Below are 17,897 nucleotides of genomic sequence, written 5' to 3' on the forward strand. Positions count from 1 at the left end.
TAACAGGAGAAAACACCATGAAAAAAATCAATTTTTGCAAAGCAACAACAATCATCTTAATAATCAATGTTATTTTATCTATTGTTTTATTTTTCGTTGTTCCTGATAAAATAGCAATTCAATGGGTAGGTACATCCCCCAGCAATGCAGTAGATTCTTACTATGTATTTTTTGGTGCCGGTATTGTCAGTGCTTTTTGCTTTTACGGGAAAACCTATTTTTACAATGTTCCTGTTTAGATTGTGGAATAGAACTAACGAGCATTTAGTGACATACTTAAATTTGTGTCTGCAAGTTGTATTTCTTACTTGTGAAATCTATATCGGATTATATAACCTATGTAATTTTAATGTTGCCATTAGTATAATTCTCATTGTGGAACTTATGATAGATGTGGTGATTGGATTGAAATTATTTCACAATCAATCTATCTAAAAGATTGTGTAGTATGATTCGGCGGACGACCATTTCCGGCTGTCCGCCGTGAATTTTTTTGAAATGTCCGAGCGTTGTAACATTTCACCCCGATTTTCAATGAAATTTTTTGGCCGCTGTAACATTTCGCGGACATTTGGGTTTTACAATACCCTTATCAACAAAAGTGAGGAGGCGACGCAATGGAACTGACCCCGACATTGATTTTGAATCTGGCGCTGCTGATCGTCCCGCCCGTTGCCATTGTGCTGGTGTTCCGGCAATGGCTGGCCCGGCACATCCGCTGGACGGTTGCCTTGACTGCTCTCTGTGATGTTCTGCTATTTTGGGATGAACTGTTCTACTATGAGAGCTTCGGCCTGTTCGCTGTGCTGATTCTGGTGCAGTTGGCGGCCACCGGCGCAGCAGCGTTCCGCATTTACAACAAACAAAAAAAGGATTGAATTTTATGAGCATTTTACAGACTATCGACCTGAAAAAGTATTACGGCACAGAGCCGAACATCACCCGCGCCCTTGACGGTGTGAACTTCTCCGTGGAGGACGGCGAATTTGTGGCCGTTGTGGGAACCTCCGGCAGCGGCAAGTCTACCCTGCTTCACATGATGGGCGGGCTGGACACCCCTACTTCTGGCAATGTGATTGTCCGGGACAAAGAACTGTCGAAGATGAACGACGAACAGCTTACCATCTTTCGCCGCCGCAACATCGGCTTTATCTTCCAGAACTATAACCTTGTTCCGATCCTGAATGTGTATGAGAACATCGTCCTGCCGGTGGAGCTGGACGGGGACACGGTGGATCAGAAGTTTTTGGACGAGATCGTTCACCTGCTGGGACTGGAAGATAAACTGAAAAATATGCCGAACAATCTTTCTGGCGGACAGCAGCAGCGTGTGGCTATCGCCCGGGCCTTGATCACCAAACCGGCTATTGTGCTGGCCGACGAGCCCACCGGCAACCTTGACAGCAAGACCAGCGCCGAGGTGCTGGGGCTGATCAAGCGTACCAGTGCGGAGTTCCGACAAACCGTTGTGATGATCACCCACAACAACGACATTGCCCGCCTTGCAGATCGGATTGTCCGCATTGAGGACGGAAAGATTGTGGAGTAAGGAGGTGGCAGGCTATGACATGGCCTTTTGAAAATGATACCAGCGGCATAGTAAAGCGCATATCAAACCGCAGTATATCGGCAAATCGAAAAAGAAATATCTTTATTATTTTGACGATTGCACTTGCCAGCGCATTGCTATCTGCTATTGTCCTCTATGGCTTTGGGGTTATGCAGGAAACGCAGAACCGCAACCAAAAAACAGCGCAGATTATGTATCATGCGATTTCTGAACAACAGGGACAGGAACTATACAAGCAAGAAGAAATTGCGTGGGTTGGAGAATTTTTCAACGCATTTTCTGAACAGGTAAACCATTCAACCGTGAATTTTACTTATGCAAATGCAGATATGCTAAAATCCCAAAGTATGCCCTATTCGGGAGATTTACCAGCTTCGGAGAATGAAATTGTAGTGCAAGAATCCTTTTTGGATAGTTTGGGCTATTCAAATGAATTGGGACAGACAATTCAAATCCCCTTTTCTGACGGCACTACCCATGATTTCAAATTGACGGGAATCTTAGATGTGAAAACCGGCGATATTGGGCGCTATACAGCCATTATATCGAAAGAATTAGTAAGACAGCAGTATGGCGACGAGGGCATGATTGATTATTACATTGGGCTGAAAGGCGCTCAAAATATGAGCGAGGAAGAAGCCACCAACTATGCAAACACTCTGGCGCAGCAATTAAAAATTTCCGATGATAATGTGATTGTCCGTTCCACATATTTTAACTTAAAGGACGAAAATCACGGAAGCGATATGCTGTTCTATTTCTTGATTGGTTTTGTAACTTTCATTGGTTCCGGCATTGTGATCTATTCGATTTTTTATATTTCAGTAGCAAGCAGTATCCGTAACTATGGACAGCTTCGCACAATCGGAACTACAAAACGACAGATCAAAAAGATGGTTTACCGCGAGGGGAAATTACTTGCTGCCATTGCTATCCCGATTGGTCTGGTTATTGGAAATGTGATTGGGTACTTTCTGGTTCCTGCCGGTTGGTACTGGCTGACCACTTTATGTGTGACGGCCGGGGTTGGCCTTTTTGCATTTATTATTGTGATGATTGCCATTCATACTCCTGTAAAAAGAGCTGCGGCAGTATCTCCGCTGGAAGCATTGCGATATTCCGATTATCAGGGGAAAATGAAAGAAAGTTCCGTGCTGCACCGTAAAATAACGCCTGCTTCACTTGCTAAAATGAATCTGTCCAGACAAAAGGCAAAGTCCACTTTAACAATACTTTCTCTTTCACTCGGCGGAGTATTGGTAGTATTGATTTCGACAATGTTAGTTTCCTATGATGGCGTTGCAGAGGCAAGAGGCAGGGCGTTCCCTGTCGGTGAATTTAACATTCAGCTCAACGCAAATCAATCGTGGGACACTGCTGGTATTTCTTTGTCTGGATTGCAGCAAAAGAATTTTCTAAATGCCGATTTTGTAAATGCAGTAGAATCTATTGATGGTGTTACAGGAATCAAGCACTGGTATTACACGGACGCAGAATATCGTGTAAATGGTAATTCTGGAAAATGGATTCAGGGCTTTTGCCGAGATGAACAGCAGAATTTGGAGAAAGAGCGAATTGCGGGAACGACTGATTATGATGAACTGGTGGCAGGAAATGGAATTGTCTTGCTTCAAGAGCGTGCCGATCTCTATGATATTGAGGCTGCGTTGGGTGATACCGTCGAAGTGGACTATAAAACCGAATCCGGCCAAATTTGCACAAAGACCTATACCGTCATGGGCATTGTAAACGAATATTCTTACTCCGGCTTCTCAAAATGCTTTGCGCTTCCGGAGCAGTTTATGAATGAAGCGACCGGGATAGATTGCACAGGTACGATTTCTGTAATTACCGATATGGAAAAATTTGATACAGTTGAAGCTGCATTAAATCAACTGATAGACGGAAATAGCGATTTGGTTATGGAAACCATAAAAGAAAGTATCACTTATTATAGCGGACTTCAACAACTTTCCATCGGGGTATTGTTGATCGTGGCTGTTATTGTTGTGTGCTTTTCTTTAATCAACCTTGTCAATACGACAATCACAAACTTCTTATCCCGTAGGCAGGAAATTGGAATGTTACAGGCGATTGGTTTGAGTAAAAAGCAGCTTATCAAAATGCTGTGCTATGAGGGGTTGATGTATTCAGTTTTTGCTACGCTGGTAACATTGGTTTTGGGGACTGGACTGGGCTTCCTATCCGTACAGGTAGTTGTGAAAACGATGAATCCATACTTTTACTATTCATTTCCGTGGCTGATCGTATTGATATATTTAGCAATCCTGCTGATTGTGCAATTCACCTTGATTTCTTACACAACTGGAAATCTGAAAAAACAATCTCTTGTTGAGCAAATCAGGACGATGGAATAGCCGTATGGGATCGGCGGGGCGGCGTGTGCTGCCCCGCTTTTTTCGCCATTTCTCAAAAAAATTTTTGAAATGTCCGAGCGTTGTAACAATTCAGCCTGTTTTTCTGTCGAAATCAAAGGCACCTCGGACATTTGTGTAACATTTGTAGTTTATGCTTGTGGTAAATCAATATTGGGGGTGAGGACACATGAAAAAGATACTGCTGATCGACGACAGCGACACCTATACATGGTGTCTGAAAATATACTTACAGCACCGGGGCTACCCGGTGAAAACGGCTTGTACGCTGAAAGAAGCGCGGGCCGCCATCCAAGAGGAAATGCCGCTGGTGGTCTGCTGTGATCTCGACCTGCCGGATGGTTCTGGCATGGACTTTCTGGACGAGGTGCGGGCCGCAGACAAGGAGCTGCCTTTTATTCTGGCGTCCTGTCATGACAAGGACGACTACGAACAGGAAGCTATGCGCCGGGGCGCGACGCTGTGCATGGACAAAATGAAAGGACTGCTACTACAAGATAAGCTGGTGGAATACGCCTACCGGCAGTTATCCGGCGAAAAGGCCCCGACTTTTCACAAGCTGCTCTTTGTCTATGCAGAAGATACCAGCGCCGAAGTGCTGCGGGCTGCTATGCTACAAAAGGGCTTTGACCTGATTCTGGTTTCCTCGATTTGGGAAGCCAAGCGCCGGATTTTTGAGGATAAGGAAATAGAACTGATCTTGTGCGATCTGGAACTGCCGGACGGCACAGCAATGGAGCTGTTTCATACGCTACGGCGGGTGGCGGGGATGTTCCAAATGAAGAATCCCCCTGTCCGGCTTCTGCCGTTCTTTATCCTCACCGAGAACAACGACCCTGCCACGGAATATGAATACCGGCATGAGGGCGTGAACGACTATATCACCGCCCCGGTCAATATCCCGGAGCTGATCCGGCGAGTTCTGTTCTTTGTGGAATGAAGCTTTTTTATTCGGCGGCTTTGTTAAGCAAGGCCGCCATTTTTAATTCATTTATCTTCAATGTTTGTTCTGAATATCGTATAATGTAGGGGAACGGCTGTGGTTTCATAGAATGGTGAGGTGTTTATATTATGAATGAACGAGAAAAAACGATTCGACTATGGTTTGATATGTGGCTCAATCAGCAGGATATGGGCATTGATGATATTTTTACAGAAGATGTGATCTATACAGAAAGTTGGAGTCCCCAGTATAACAACCGAAAAACAGTAAAGCATTGGTTTCAGGAATGGAATACCCGTGGCAAGGTGGTCATTTGGGAAATCAAGCAATTTTTTCACAAGGGAGATCAAACGATTGTGGAGTGGTATTTCAAAAATGAAATGAACAATGGAAGTATAGAGGAATTTGATGGAATCTCGCTGGTTGAATGGACAGAGGATAATAGAATAAAGTCGTTGAAAGAATTTGGGTGTAATCGCAATACCTATAATCCATACCAGGAAGGCGATCCCCCTCAATTCAGAGCAGAAAAAGCGAATTGGTTTTGATTGAGTGCTTATAATGTTAGCTGCTGTGGTTTCATAGAAAGTTGAGGAATTTTTGAGATTTACCATATATCATATAAAGAACGGAGGTGCATAATTTTGAATCCCAAATTACTGATCGTTGATGATGAACGCGGTATTGTTGATATGATACAGAGTTATTTTCAAACACAATATGATATTCTGACTGCTTATAGCGGACAAGAAGCGCTCAAAAAAGTAGCCTGCAAACCAGATTTAATTTTATTGGACATCAATATGCCGGGAATGGATGGTCTGACTGTATGCCAGCAGATACGGGAACACATAGCCTGTCCCATTCTTTTTTTAACCGCTCGTATGGAATCCAGCGATAAGATCATTGGCTTTCAGGCCGGGGCGGATGATTATATCGTCAAGCCCTTTGATTTGGATGAATTGGGGGCGCGTATTGCCGCACATCTGCGCCGGGAGCAGCGACGCCAAAATAATTCGGCAGTACGCTTCTTTGGTGAATTGATACTGGATTATTCTGCCCGAACAGTTACAATCAATAATCTGAACATCCCGCTATCTAAGAGGGAGTTTGAGATTGTAGAACTTTTATCCCTCAATGCAGGACAGGTTTTTGACCGCGAGCGAATTTATGAGCTTGTGTGGGGCTTGGATGGGGACGGAAACAGCGATACAATTATGGAGCACATTCGGAAAATACGCGCTAAATTTGCAGCACATACATTGCACAATTACATTGAAACGGTTTGGGGGTGTGGTTATCGGTGGAACGCCTAAAAAATATGGGACTAAAGAAATCTTTCCTGCTATTATCCCTCTCCTGTTTGGCAGTGGCATTTCTCCTGCTTGGGGCAGTTATCTTCCTTTGCCGAGGCATTGAAAACCATTATCCTTTAGGCGGTGTAGAAATCTTGTCGGATGGCTCTGTTGTACCTCTGCCGTCTCCTACGGTGTCACAACAGCGTATTTTAGCTATCCTAAACATTGTGCAGACGGTTTCCTGTATTCTTTTTCCAGTAGGCGGATTGATTGTTTCAGTCTTTCTTTTTTATTATCTCAAATTGAAACAGCCTATTTCCTGCCTGCAAAATGGCATTATGCGGATTCAGAATAATGATCTGGATTTTTCGCTGCCGATTTTGTCTAACGATGAAATGGGACAACTATGTGCTGCCTTTGAAGAAATGCGGAGTGAACTTCTGAAATTGAATCGGCTGTTGTGGCAACAGGCCGAGGAACGCAAACGGCTCAATGCCGCATTTTCCCATGATCTGCGTAACCCGATTACGGTATTAAAAGGAAGTGTAAAACTTTTGCGGCAAGGTATTCAGGACGAACAAACCATAGACCGGCTGGAAAGTTACACTTTACGGATTGAGCAGTATGTAGAAGCTATGAGCAGTGTTCAAAAGTTGGAACAACTCTCTGTTAAGCCAAAAGAAATCCGACTATCAGTTTTGCAGAGTGAATTGCAGGAAACAGCACGACTGTTAGCGCTATCCAAAAAAGTTTCTGTTTTAGTACCATCAGGTGGAACAGTTTGTATAGATCACGGGCTATTTCTTACCGTAGCGGAAAATCTGATTGGAAATGCGGCGCGATTTGCAGAAAAAGCAATCTCTATTCAAATAACGCTGCAAAATGATTCTATGACCTTGAATATAGAAGATGATGGTGCTGGTTATTCGCTGTCTCTCGTGCAGAATGGGCCAAACCCTTTTGAAACGACAAGTAGTAATTCCTCACATTTCGGAATGGGGCTTTACAGCAGCAGAATTTTATGTGAAAAACATGGTGGCCGATTGATTTTGGAAAATCGGGCTGGGGGCGGTGCATCCGCAATGGCTATTTTTCATTTTATGTAATCCTTGAGCGATTTTTGAGATTTATCATTTACACTCTCCTTATACCACAAATAAGGAGAGTGTTTTTTATGAATATTGAGGCAAAGAATTTATCAAAGATTTATGGTGACGGTGAAAACCGAGTGGTGGCTTTGGATCGTGCAAATCTCGAAATTGTATCCAGCGATTTTATTTCCATTATGGGGCCATCGGGAAGCGGAAAAAGCACCTTGCTTCATTTGCTTTCCGGCTTGGATAAGCCATCTTCCGGCTCGCTGACCTACGATGGTAAAGATATTTACAGTTACAGCGATAAGGAGTTGTCGGCATTCCGCCGGAAACGGATTGGATTTATTTTTCAGCAATTTAATCTGCTTCCGGTTCTGACGGCGAAAGAAAATATTATCATGCCTCTTTTGCTGGATAAGCAAAAACCGGATGAAGCATACCTGAAACAGCTTACAGAACTGCTTGGCATTCAGGGCCGCTTGGAACATCTGCCCCATGAGTTATCCGGCGGCCAGCAGCAGCGTGTAGCCATTGCCCGCGCTTTGATTGCAAAGCCGGATGTAATTTTTGCGGATGAGCCTACGGGAAATCTGGACAGCAAAAGCGGCGGCGAAGTCATGGAACTGCTTCAAAATGTATGGAAAAAGATGGGGAAAGCTCTCGTTGTCATTACCCATGACAGCCGTATTGCACGAATGGCAGATCGGCAGTTTCAGATTGTAGATGGTGTGCTTACGGAGGTGACAGCGAAATGAAATCTTATCGTACATTAGCATTGAAAGAACTGCTGTCCCAAAAAGTCACTTCTATTCTTATTTTGATTGCCGTTGTGCTGTCTACTATGATGACAACCATTGTAGGACAATCCATTGGCGTACTTAGTGCAATGCGGGAACAGCAGGCCATCGCTATCGGAGGAAACCGATATGCCACTTTTTTGCAGATGAATGCAGATCAGCTTCACGCACTGGAACAGGATGAGCGTCTTTCCTATGTAGGGAAATCTATTTATATGGGAAGTTTAGAACTCTCCCCATCTCTTACCCTTGGTTTGATGGAATATTTGGATGACAATGCCGCTATCTATCCGTCCAGTACCAGTGTAGAAGAAGGTCGTCTGCCGGAAGCCCCGATGGAAATAGCTCTTTCGGAAGATATTCTGAAATATCTTGGCTTTGAGGGCGGTATTGGAGATAAGATTACACTTTCACTGCAAAAAAATCTTCGCCACAACATTGCGGACAGCTATTCCTATACAGCAGAATTTGTTCTTACAGGGATATTGAAAAATAACTACTTGGGATATACAAGCGGCACTGTTACGGGAGTTGTAGGGGAAGGAACTGCCGAACAACTTTTACCGGAATCTTATATTTGTTACAATGTGGATATTCGGACTGCCGATAAAAAGAATTTTCAAGCAGTTGTCGATGACATCAATAAGGAATTGAACATCCATGAGCTTGATACCAGCTACAATATTGTATATTTGAACGCTTTGGGAATTTCCTATACTGCAAATTCCGAGGATGCCAATGATAAGGGATTCTCTTTTATGACAGTCGCAGGGATATTAGTGGGTACTTTGATTTTGCTGGCTGCTGGTCTTGTGATTTACAACATTCTGAAAATATCTGTATCAAAACGGATAAAGGGATATGGAACACTTCGGGCTATTGGAGGCGAAAAAGGACAGCTTTATCAGATCATTGTAATTGAAGTAATCCTATTATGCCTGATGGGGATTCCTATTGGTATGCTTCTTGGCTTCTTGAGTGCCAGAGGAATTTTAGAGGCAGCTACCGGCTTGGTTTCCCCTGAATTGTTCTTGGTTCAGGATGCTTCTGAATTGAAAACTCTAATAGCAGAGAACAGTTCTTTGAATGGAACCTTACTGGTTTTAAGCGGAGCAATCACTTTGGCGTTTGCGCTGTTTGCAGCATTGCCAGCAGCCAGATCAGCCGCAAGGGTATCCCCCATTATGGCGATGTCTGGAACAAATCTGAAAATTCGCCGCAGAAAGCGTAAAACAAAGAAAATCCATAATTTTGAAGCATACTATGCCCGTCTGAACTTAAAGAGAAATAAAGGCCGTACTGCAATTACAATTTTGTCCCTTGTTATGAGTATCACGGTTTTTATAGCGCTGCAAGGGTTTTCCTCTCTCCTGAACGCTGCAAGCGCACTGCAAGATAACCATTTAGGAGATTATCAGATCACAAATGAAAGTGTTGGATTTACCACAGATGATCTGAACACTTTGCGAAAAAATGAAGCTGTGCAAAGTGTAGCCGCCATACAATTTTCGCTTTACGAACAAAATGAAAATGGGCTGCTCGATGAAATCAGTCTTGAATTTCAACTGAAACCCGGTGAAACTTTTCAGGTTGTCGGATTGAACGATGAATATTGGGATTATTTTATGGGGGATCAATTACCAGAAGAACAGCTTGGACAACTGAAATCAGGGAACGCCTGTATAGTAAGGAATCCTATTCCCATGAGCTACGGCGAAGATGTTCTTGAATTTACAAATATAGAGGCCGGAGAAAACATCTGTGTTGCGGGAATGGAGCTGAATGTTTTGAAAACCTTGGATGGCTATGACGGTTATCTTGGTATTGGAAATGGCGGTTTCACAAATGGTGTTCAGGTGATCGTTGATGATGCTATCTATGAACGCCTGACGGGAAAAGATACCTATTCAGAGTTTTTGCCTACGCTGAACGAGGGCGCAGACAGGGAAATTTTTGATACATTTATCGAGGCATTTTGTGATAGGACGCCGGGGACAACATTCTTGTCGTATGAAGAAAGCGACCAGCAACTGAAAGAGAGCTTTGCACAGATTCAAATGCTGGCATGGGGGCTGATCCTTTTCGTTGGCCTGATCGGTATTCTTAATATCATCAATACCGTTTACACAAATATTCACACCAGAGTAACAGAAATCGGTATGCAGCGGGCCATTGGAATGAGCGCCGGTAGCCTTTATAAAACTTTTCTTTGGGAAGGTGCATATTACGGAATCATTGCCTCTGTGATCGGAAGCGTACTGGGATATGGTTGTACGATCTTCATTGAGGCGGCCACGAGCGACACCATCCAGCTTGTTGCAATCCCTGTCATGTCCATTCTTGAAGCAACCCTCTTGGCAGTAGGAGCTTGCTTGCTGGCAACAGCAATTCCACTGCGGAAAATTTCAAAAATGAGTATTGTAGATTCGATTGAAACGGTTGAGTAGAACACTATTTTTTGAAATGTCCGAGTGTTGTAACAATTCAGCCTGTTTTTCTGTCGAAATCAAAGGCACCTCGGACATTTGTGTAACATTTGTAGTTTATGATGATTATAAATCAAAGATAACTTTCACTTAGGTATTAAGACATAATATGGAGGTGATGATGTGATGGGACATTAGCTGTTTTGGATATAGAAGAATCCGGCAAGCAGATCGGAGAAAAGTTATTTCTGCTTCTTAACGAGGAACAAAAGAATGCTCTGATGCAATATATTTTGGAACAGGGAGTCTGTCATGGAACGGTATTCAATTCCTGTCACACTTCCTCCGCAGCAAAGAAAAATCCTCTAACAGAAATACAGGAAGGCGAGCTTTATCTATGCCTGGAACACCGCACTGTCAGGGTTAGGGAACGGATAATCAACCTGACAAGTAAGGAGTTTGATATACTGGCATTACTCATTGCCAATCCCAAACGTGTTTTTACTTACGAACTGATTACCGATTTGGTTTGGAAAGAGAATTGTGATTTCTATTCGAGAAAAGCCATTCATAATCATATAAGTAAGTTGCGTAAGAAATTGCGCTTTGAACCGGATCTTCCAAACTATATTGAGAGTGTCGCCGGAATCGGCTATAAATTTGAACAACTATAATATGAGCCCACAAGGTGTCGGTTCCCCTTGTGGGCTTGCTTTTTGCAGCATATATTCTAAGGAGCAGAATATGTAGAAAATTGCGAATATAAAGAGTAAAAAGCGAATGTCTGCGGACTGATACAGGAAACATAAACGATATAATTTTCTCCCAAGGAGGTATCAAGCAGCCGATTCAGGTTCCTCCTTGATGGGAGGAAATGCCTATGCGTCTATGCAACACAGATTCGCAGATAAACTGCTTTACATTCAGTCACCTATACGTCGTAGTCCAGTTCGTATGGATTGCGGCGTTTTTGGTTTCGACAAAGTTTGAGCATTTTCGCTGTCAGCCTCCCGGAGAAATTTCATATTGCTGCTTTGGCGCGCCTGTTCTTTGTACGGGCGCGCTTTTTTGTACCCTTTTTTTAATCAGAAAGAGACTAAGACTCTATCGCTGCCGCAGCTCCACCCTCTGATTTCGATTTTTGCCATCAACTCAAACATCGAAATTGGAGGAATTTACTATGAAAAAAATCAATCTTCGGGATTATTACCCGTATTATACACAAGACATGATCGTTGAGGTGCCGGATGAAGTTGCGGACATTCTCCGGGAATATAAACTTGCTGAAGCAGCTTATTTTTTGCGTACATACCGGCACAAAGCCTATTTTTCTTTGGATTATGACATCAATGTGGAACATGAGGCTATGGTGCTTGTTTTGACACCGGCAGATATTTTTGAACAGAAGGAAGAAAACGCCAAACTATATGAAGCGCTTGCCTCGTTGCCGGAAAAACAGCGTAACCGTATCACTTCACATTTTTTGTTGGGAATGAGTTTATCGGATATTGCAAAAAGCGAAGGAACCGGCGTCAGCTCTGTACATGAAGGAATCCAACGTGGACTTCGGCGTTTGAAAAAAATTTTAGAAAAAATAAATACAGACCCCGAAAATTACCATCAAAAATGAAATGTATAGTAGAGGGACATATTCGGCGGGACAAGCCGGACGGGTGTGGTAAGGAAGCATATATATCCTCCCACCCCAACTGCAATATCAATTTGTCTGCCATGCCCCTTGCTCGTTCCTTGACAATCGAATATACGCTGTTACAGGTACTTCATTCTGTGTTCCGAGCGGCAGATGGGGCGGCGCGGTGACAGGCGGCCTAAGGAGGTGATGAATCCAGGCTGTCCGAGCGATAAACGCAACCTACGAAACCGGCTATGGCAAGCTAGACGCGATAACGACACAGATCATAATGGTACTTCTTCACAGCTTCCTAAAGACTTGGGGAGAGCTCCTGCGGCGTTTGCTTGCTCCGGCAAAGCGGCGGCGTATGCGGGACTATGATGCGGTGACGCTACCCGCAGCCTGTAACAGCCCCGTCCTTATAACAGAAGGACTTGCCGGGGTGCGTGGCAAATACGGCAGTAAAATCGAAATCAGATATAATGGGCCGGATTTATGTGTGCAATAACCATAGATCCGACCTATTCATGTGGTTTTGATAACACAGTTTTCAGAAGGGAGTTGATACTATGGAATTGAACACCATTGTCAGTGAAGTGGGTACGCTGGTAGACATTCGAGATGTCTCTGTCAACAAAGAACTTTCCCGTGATGAACGGATTGCAGAATTTGTTCAGCAAATCAAAAATCCATACCATTTTAAGTGTGGACGTTTTACTGTACAAGCCAGTTTTTCTGCTGAAGGTGCTACTCTGGAAGAATGTATCAAGGGTATTTTGCGATAGCTGCAATTCTAAGAAAGGGGCTGACTTTTCCGTAAAAGCATGGTAGAATAAGAATCGGAAAAGGAATTGAATATGGAATAACCACACTTCTTGAATTGCGGGGATTTTTCTGTGCAACGAAAGGAGTGTTTTTTTATGCAGGTTTACAAAGCGATTAAGTACATCCGTCTTTCTTATACGGATGATAAAACAGTAGAAAGTGACAGCGTTGCTAACCAGCGGCGCCTGATTGATGACTACATAGCCCGACACCCGGAAATTGAGGTTGTGGCAGAAAAAATTGACGATGGTTATAGTGGTGTTTTGTTTGATCGCCCGGCATTTCAGGAAATGATACGGATGATCGAACAAGGCGAAGCTAACTGCGTGATTGTCAAAGACCTCTCCCGCTTAGGTCGTGAGTACATAGAAACAGGCCGTTATATGCGCAGGGTATTTCCAGCCTATGGAGTGCGTTTTATCGCAATTAACGATAATGTGGACACGGAAAATGACGCTGCCGATGATCTCACGGTTTCTGTCAAAAACATTATGAATGAGGCTTACTGTCGGGATATTTCTGTTAAGACACGGAGCGCCCTGGAAGTAAAACGGCGCAGCGGGGATTTTGTAGGTGCTTTTACCATTTATGGTTATGTGAAAGTCGGAGATAAACACAAGAGCCTGGAAGTAGACGAATATGCTGCCAATGTTGTGAGGGATATTTTCAGAAAACGGCTGGAGGGATTCAGCGCTTCCCATATAGCGGATGAACTGAACCGATTAGGAATTCTTTCGCCTTTAGCGTATAAGCGCAATCACGGAATGCCTCATGCAAAAGGTGGCTATACAGACCGAAAAGATTGCAAATGGTCTGCAACTACAATCATCCGCATTTTGCAGGATGAAACTTACACCGGAACACTGGTCCAGGGCAAACAGACAACGCCCCATTTCAAATTAAAAGAGCGTGAGGACAAACCTTCTTCGGAATGGATTCGTGTGGAGGGAACCCATGAAGCGATCATACAAAAGCACGATTTTGATCTGGTACAACGGCTCCGCAGGATTGACACAAGGACTTCTCCCAAATCGGATAAGGTTTACCTGTTTTCCGGTATTTTGATCTGCGGCTGTTGTGGCTGCCGTATGACCCGCAAGACGAACCGCTATAAAGATAAAGAGTATCACTATTATTACTGCCCGACCGGCAAAAAGAATGGCTGCACATCATCGGTCATGCTGAAAGAATCGGATCTGATTGAATGTGTGCAGGACAGTTTGAAAGGACATATTGAAAATGTTGCTTCTCTGGATGCCCTGCTGTCCAGTATCAGTCAGGAACGGATCAACCGGGAATTGGCGCAGGAATATGCCGCACAGATCAGAGTAAATAAAAAGCGTGTGGCACAGACCGAGGGCTTTAAGGCAAAACTCTATGAAAATCTGGTGAGTGGAATTCTGACAAAGGAAGAATTTCTCTCTTATAAGCGAAAATACAATGCAGATATTGAACTGTTCCAAAAGGCAATCGCTGAATGGAACGATAAACTTACAGATGTATTGGAAAACCGAAGCGAACGAAACCGTTGGATCAACCATTTTATGAAATTTTCTACTATGGAGGATATTGACCGCCGGGCAGTCATGCAGCTTATCCGAAGCATACGGGTAATGGGTAAAGATGAACTGCATATTGAATTTAATTACCAGGATGAATATCAGAAAGCAATCTCTTTGGCGGAACAGATTGCTACAAAAAATGAAGAAAGGATGGTGGGCTAAATGGCAAGAAAAAGCAGAAAACAGACGGCAGCGCCTATGCCGACACCATCTTTATATGTACATGTGGCTCTGTATATCCGTCTTTCTGTGGAGGATAACAAAAAGCGGGGCTGCTCAGTAGAAAATCAAAAGCTAGTACTGAATGACTTTCTTTCAGATAAACCGGACTTCGTTGTGTATGATACCTATATCGACAACGGAGCGACAGGGACAAATTTTCACCGCCCTGGATTTCAGCAAATGCTATCTGATATTGAAGCAGGCCACATTAACTGTGTGATTGTTAAGGATCTTTCCCGATTAGGGCGAAATTCTATTGACACAGGTTATTATATCGAACAGTATTTCCATGCTCATAATGTTCGCTTCATTGCTGTTACGGATCAGTTTGATACAGCGGATTCCGGAAATCTTCATGGCGGTATCATGCTGCCTTTGAAAAATATGATCAATGAAGCCTATGCTCTGGACATTGGACGAAAAATCAAAGCACAAGCGCGGCAGGCTATGAAAGATGGCGACTATATTGGTGCACGGGCACCTTACGGTTACAGGAAAGACCCTGATAATTGCCATAAACTTCTGATTGATGAAAATACTGCCCCTGTGGTAAAACAGATTTTTGAATGGGCACATGAGCATGTGTCTCTGAACCGGATTGTCCGCAATCTAAATGAGATGGGGATTCCGGCACCGAGCCATTATAAAAAGGCCACTGGCGAGATTACCAGTCCGGGCCTGATTGGAAGCGGCAAATGGCAGACCCGTACAGTGATGAAAATTTTAGAAAGCGAAGTCTATACAGGCGATCTGGTGCAAGGAAAAACAAAGATTGTAGATCATCAGCAGGTCAAGGCTGGAGAAGATAATCTGATTATTGCCAAATGCACCCATGAACCGATCATTAGCTATGAATTGTTTAGTGCAGTTCAGGAATACAGAAAACAGATCTGTGAAGAAAGCAAAGCAACTCCAAAACGCCCCTACACGCCAAACATTTTCAAAGGCAAAGTGTTCTGTGCTGATTGTGGCAGAAGCCTTCACCGGCAACGTGCCGAGCGCCGGAAAGGCCCCGATACTTATTGGTTCCACTGCCTTACAAACAGCCGGGTAGAAAAAGATAGCTGCAAAGGCGCAACGATGCAGGAAAAGGAACTGATTTCTACTGTTACGGCTATTCTTGAAAAAGAGCTGACAGTTGCGCTGGGAATGTCGCTGCCACTCTTTCAGTTGGAGGCAAGACAAAAACAGGAAAAAGATAAGCTGAAAATTCAGATGTCTGCCAAACGGCAGGAAATTGAAAAAACACGCCGACTGATCCGTGGTCTATATGAAAATTTTGTGCAGGGTATTTTGACAAATGATGAATACTTTGAATTGAAGGCGGATTATGAATATGCTATCAATGCTCTGTCTGGTGAGATTGAAGTATTTGAAAAATCTATGGACTCCCTGGACAACCAGCTTGCCCGATACCGTGCAATGGAAAAGGATGCAAAAACACTGGCACAGGATCATGTGCTGACTGCAGAACTGATTGAACGGCTCATTGAACGAATTGAGATCGACCACGAGCGGAATATTCATGTAACCTTCCGTTTCAAAAATGAATTTCAGGGAAAGGCGGTGGAACCGTGCGCAACTATGTGATTGCCCTTTATATCCGTCTTTCTGTGGAAGATTTCAAAACCGAAAGTTTGAGCATACCAAATCAAAAACTGATTCTTCGTGAAAAAGCTATGTCTCTGCCGGAATGGGATAACAGTGAGATTTTGGAATTTATTGACAACGGTCATACAGGGACAAACTTTGAGCGTCCGGCGGTGCAGGAACTTTTAACAATGGTTCAGGCCGGAAAGATCAACTGTATTATTGTAAAAGACCTTTCCCGATTTGGACGTAACAGCATTGAAACCGGCTATTTTATTGAGCGGGTATTTCCTCTTTACCACACCCGTTTTATTTCCGTCAGTGATGATTTTGACACAGCTAATTTCAAAGGTGATACTGGAGGGATTGATATTGCTTTCAAGTATCTTATTAGCGAGTGTTATAGCCGAGATATGTCCATGAAAACCAAAAGTGCAAAATACGCAAAGATGCGTCGTGGGGAATATCAGAGTGTCATCTGTCCTTACGGCTATCGCAAGAGTGCAGACGGACGTATGGAACCGGACGAGGATGTTGCCCCGAATGTGCAGATGATATTTCAATGGGCGTCTGAAGGCAACACCGCAGCCGAGATCACAAGAAAACTGTATGCCATGAATATCCCCACCCCTGGGGAATATCGCAAACTTAAAGGCAAGGACTATTACAATGTTTCCCGAACAAACGGCGTTTGGAGTACATCAACGGTCCTGCGTATTTTAGAAGATCAAAGATATATCGGTACCTATGTAATTGGCAAGAGAAAGGTAAAAGAGATTGGCAGCCGACATACACAGTTAAAGGATGAAAGTGAGTGGTTCAAAATACCGAACCATCATCCGGCTATTGTAAGTGTGGATCTATTTGAGAAAGCCAATGCTTCAATCAAGCGTTTCTCTCTGTCAAATAAAAAGCCGCGTGATTATCTGCTCCGTGGTAAGGTATTCTGTGGATGCTGCGATCATGCAATGTCTCTACGAAATGGTGCGTGGTTTTATTGCCGTCATTCCGAGGTGGCTGAAACGCTTTCTTGTCATGGTGTGCGCATAAAGATGGCAGATCTGGAGCAGGTTGTATTTGAAACAATTCGGGCTCAAATGTGTCCGGCATTGGGAATTGATAGCAATAAGGATAAATTGGATTTGCAGACAGTCCAGCAGGCCGAACATGAAGAAAAACTCCGTTCTATTCAAGACAGCAAGCGGCATCTTTATGAGCAGTATGCACTCGGAGAGATTGGTTTGGAAACCTATCGAACACGAAAAGCGGTTTATGACACGGAACTGGTACAAGCCAAAAATGTTCATGCTGTCATTACTGCACAGACAAAGCAGATAAAAAGTGATTATGAGATTAAGCTGAAACAACAGGAAATTGTGCAGGAAGTCGGAAACGCCAACATGCTGACAAAAGCTCTGATTGACCGGCTTATCAACAAAGTTTACGTCTTTCCAGGAGAGCGGATTGAGATTGAATATGCAACACAGGATTTCTTAGAAACTAAGGAATCCGAAAAGGAGGTATAACCGTGAACACCCATT

16 protein-coding genes are annotated in these 17,897 nt (G+C 43.5%); all 16 read left to right on the forward strand.

Translation table 11 applies throughout. The features are described from left to right. The first annotated feature begins 17 nt into the window (after positions 1-17). The 16 genes from RJD28_06360 (at position 18) to RJD28_06435 (ending at position 17,882) form a co-directional block, all read left to right on the forward strand. Complete coding sequence (locus RJD28_06360; GenBank protein ID WNV59103.1) at positions 18-239, forward strand: hypothetical protein; 222 nt, start codon at positions 18-20, stop codon at positions 237-239. Between the two features lie 378 nt (positions 240-617). Beyond that, a complete protein-coding gene (locus RJD28_06365; protein WNV59104.1) occupies positions 618-878 on the forward strand; it encodes a hypothetical protein in 261 nt (86 codons plus the stop codon). A 5-nt stretch (positions 879-883) separates the two neighbouring features. Beyond that, positions 884-1,549, forward strand: coding sequence for an ABC transporter ATP-binding protein (locus tag RJD28_06370; GenBank protein ID WNV59105.1), 666 nt, complete (start codon positions 884-886; stop codon positions 1,547-1,549). Between the two features lie 14 nt (positions 1,550-1,563). Further along, positions 1,564-3,948 (forward strand): FtsX-like permease family protein, encoded by a 2,385-nt coding sequence (locus RJD28_06375; protein ID WNV59106.1) that lies wholly within the window; start codon positions 1,564-1,566, stop codon positions 3,946-3,948. Between the two features lie 187 nt (positions 3,949-4,135). Next, positions 4,136-4,906, forward strand: coding sequence for a response regulator (locus RJD28_06380; GenBank protein WNV59107.1), 771 nt, complete (start codon positions 4,136-4,138; stop codon positions 4,904-4,906). Between the two features lie 131 nt (positions 4,907-5,037). Further along, positions 5,038-5,457 (forward strand): nuclear transport factor 2 family protein, encoded by a 420-nt coding sequence (locus RJD28_06385; GenBank protein ID WNV59108.1) that lies wholly within the window; start codon positions 5,038-5,040, stop codon positions 5,455-5,457. Positions 5,458-5,553: 96 nt separating this feature from the next. Further along, positions 5,554-6,225 (forward strand): response regulator transcription factor, encoded by a 672-nt coding sequence (locus RJD28_06390; protein ID WNV59109.1) that lies wholly within the window; start codon positions 5,554-5,556, stop codon positions 6,223-6,225. Further along, entirely contained in the window at positions 6,213-7,313 is a 1,101-nt protein-coding gene (locus tag RJD28_06395; protein WNV59110.1) for a HAMP domain-containing sensor histidine kinase, read from the forward strand. Before RJD28_06390 ends, RJD28_06395 begins: the two co-directional genes overlap by 13 nt. Before the next feature lie 68 nt (positions 7,314-7,381). Continuing rightward, positions 7,382-8,056, forward strand: coding sequence for an ABC transporter ATP-binding protein (locus RJD28_06400; protein ID WNV59111.1), 675 nt, complete (start codon positions 7,382-7,384; stop codon positions 8,054-8,056). Continuing rightward, positions 8,053-10,545: an FtsX-like permease family protein gene (locus RJD28_06405; GenBank protein WNV59112.1), complete on the forward strand. Its 2,493-nt coding sequence runs from the start codon at positions 8,053-8,055 to the stop codon at positions 10,543-10,545. Before RJD28_06400 ends, RJD28_06405 begins: the two co-directional genes overlap by 4 nt. A gap of 260 nt (positions 10,546-10,805) precedes the next feature. Then, a complete protein-coding gene (locus tag RJD28_06410; GenBank protein ID WNV59570.1) occupies positions 10,806-11,198 on the forward strand; it encodes a winged helix-turn-helix domain-containing protein in 393 nt (130 codons plus the stop codon). 506 nt (positions 11,199-11,704) lie between these two features. Then, a complete protein-coding gene (locus tag RJD28_06415) occupies positions 11,705-12,154 on the forward strand; it encodes a sigma-70 family RNA polymerase sigma factor (GenBank protein ID WNV59113.1) in 450 nt (149 codons plus the stop codon). A 572-nt stretch (positions 12,155-12,726) separates the two neighbouring features. Continuing rightward, complete coding sequence (locus RJD28_06420) at positions 12,727-12,942, forward strand: hypothetical protein (GenBank protein ID WNV59114.1); 216 nt, start codon at positions 12,727-12,729, stop codon at positions 12,940-12,942. A gap of 135 nt (positions 12,943-13,077) precedes the next feature. Beyond that, the gene (locus RJD28_06425; GenBank protein ID WNV59115.1) at positions 13,078-14,706 is read left to right on the forward strand and encodes a recombinase family protein; all 1,629 of its coding nucleotides are present in this window, start codon (positions 13,078-13,080) and stop codon (positions 14,704-14,706) included. Continuing rightward, positions 14,707-16,356 carry a recombinase family protein gene (locus RJD28_06430; GenBank protein WNV59116.1) on the forward strand — a complete coding sequence of 550 codons (1,650 nt, stop codon included), beginning with the start codon at positions 14,707-14,709 and terminating at the stop codon, positions 16,354-16,356. After that, complete coding sequence (locus RJD28_06435; GenBank protein ID WNV59117.1) at positions 16,341-17,882, forward strand: recombinase family protein; 1,542 nt, start codon at positions 16,341-16,343, stop codon at positions 17,880-17,882. The genes RJD28_06430 and RJD28_06435 overlap by 16 nt, the downstream gene beginning before the upstream one ends. Positions 17,883-17,897: the final 15 nt, after the last annotated feature.

The organism is Oscillospiraceae bacterium NTUH-002-81, from assembly GCA_032620915.1.
Lineage (GTDB): Bacteria > Bacillota > Clostridia > Lachnospirales > Lachnospiraceae > JAGTTR01.

Excerpts from the sequence above, each read along its gene's own strand:
- RJD28_06360 (WNV59103.1), top strand. The coding sequence starts at position 18 with ATGAAAAAAATCAATTTTTGCAAAGCAACAACAATCATCTTAATAATC.
- RJD28_06365 (WNV59104.1), top strand. The coding sequence starts at position 618 with ATGGAACTGACCCCGACATTGATTTTGAATCTGGCGCTGCTGATCGTC.
- RJD28_06370 (WNV59105.1), top strand. The coding sequence starts at position 884 with ATGAGCATTTTACAGACTATCGACCTGAAAAAGTATTACGGCACAGAG.
- RJD28_06375 (WNV59106.1), top strand. The coding sequence starts at position 1,564 with ATGACATGGCCTTTTGAAAATGATACCAGCGGCATAGTAAAGCGCATA.
- RJD28_06380 (WNV59107.1), top strand. The coding sequence starts at position 4,136 with ATGAAAAAGATACTGCTGATCGACGACAGCGACACCTATACATGGTGT.
- RJD28_06385 (WNV59108.1), top strand. The coding sequence starts at position 5,038 with ATGAATGAACGAGAAAAAACGATTCGACTATGGTTTGATATGTGGCTC.
- RJD28_06400 (WNV59111.1), top strand. The coding sequence starts at position 7,382 with ATGAATATTGAGGCAAAGAATTTATCAAAGATTTATGGTGACGGTGAA.
- RJD28_06405 (WNV59112.1), top strand. The coding sequence starts at position 8,053 with ATGAAATCTTATCGTACATTAGCATTGAAAGAACTGCTGTCCCAAAAA.
- RJD28_06410 (WNV59570.1), top strand. The coding sequence starts at position 10,806 with ATGCAATATATTTTGGAACAGGGAGTCTGTCATGGAACGGTATTCAAT.
- RJD28_06415 (WNV59113.1), top strand. The coding sequence starts at position 11,705 with ATGAAAAAAATCAATCTTCGGGATTATTACCCGTATTATACACAAGAC.
- RJD28_06420 (WNV59114.1), top strand. The coding sequence starts at position 12,727 with ATGGAATTGAACACCATTGTCAGTGAAGTGGGTACGCTGGTAGACATT.
- RJD28_06425 (WNV59115.1), top strand. The coding sequence starts at position 13,078 with ATGCAGGTTTACAAAGCGATTAAGTACATCCGTCTTTCTTATACGGAT.
- RJD28_06430 (WNV59116.1), top strand. The coding sequence starts at position 14,707 with ATGGCAAGAAAAAGCAGAAAACAGACGGCAGCGCCTATGCCGACACCA.